We start from the raw sequence: 946 nt of genomic DNA on the forward strand, positions 1-946 counted from the left end.
TGCCCGGCAGTGGCGAAGTCCTTGCCCACGACCTCGGTCAGGATCCTCGCCGCTGTCCTGACGCCGACTGCCGGCATCGATGTCAGGAGCTCGAAAAGAGGATGCGATTCCACCAACTCCTCGATCCGTGCAAAGACCTCGTCCCGCGACGACCTCGTCTGAGCCAAAGCTGTGGCCAGTTGCGGGAGAACGATCCCTGCCGCATCGGTGCCCGCGACCACCACAGTCTGCTCGTCCAAGGCGGCGAAGATCGCTGTCGCCCAGCGTTTCCACGCTCGTGGAGCGTGTTTGGCCAGCAGCGTCTCGACCCGGTGCTTGCCGGCCCGACGTAGAGCCTTCGGTGTCGGGTACTTCACCAGCAGCGCCGTCATTGCAGGATGGTCCAGGTGGGCACCGATGACGGCTTCTAGTCCGGGGTGTATCTGGGTGAGTAGGCCCCGGATCCTGTTCGACGTGGCCGTGGCTTGTTTGGCGAGGTCATCGTCGTAGCCACACAGCATCGACAGTTCCGCGACGTTTTCATCGCTGACCCGAATCCCGCGCAGGGTATGTGGCATGGTGCGGGCGGCTTCAGCGATGATCGCGGCATCCCGGGCATCGGTCTTTGCCTCTCCTGGGTGCAGGTCCGCGATGCGGCGCATCGCCAACCCGGGGAGGTAGGCCACGGTGACGCCGGCTGCTTGTGCGACGGCGACGGGTAGGGCTCCGATCGTGGCGGGCTGATCGACGACGAGCAGGAGTGTCCCGTGGGTGCGGAGCTTGTCGATGAGTGCTCGGAGTTTTGCTTCGTTCTGGGGCAGGGCCTTCGACAGTAGTTGGGTGCCGTCCCTGGCCAGCGCCACGGCGTGGTGGTCGTGTTTGCCGACATCGATGCCGATGAATACGTCAATGGTGTCGTGGTTGGTGATCATGTCACTCATCTTCTTCGACTGGTGTGACTGCGGTT

The 946-nt window shown here is 63.6% G+C and carries 1 protein-coding gene; it reads right to left on the reverse strand.

The window, feature by feature from the left end:
• The coding region (locus ACPUD7_RS17700) for an IS110 family transposase (RefSeq protein ID WP_425120644.1) at positions 1 to 911 on the reverse strand (911 nt) is incomplete at its 3' end.
• Positions 912 to 946: the final 35 nt, after the last annotated feature.

The sequence above is a fragment of the Brevibacterium sp. FAM 24630 genome, from assembly GCF_049804075.1.
Taxonomy (GTDB): Bacteria; Actinomycetota; Actinomycetes; order Actinomycetales; family Brevibacteriaceae; genus Brevibacterium.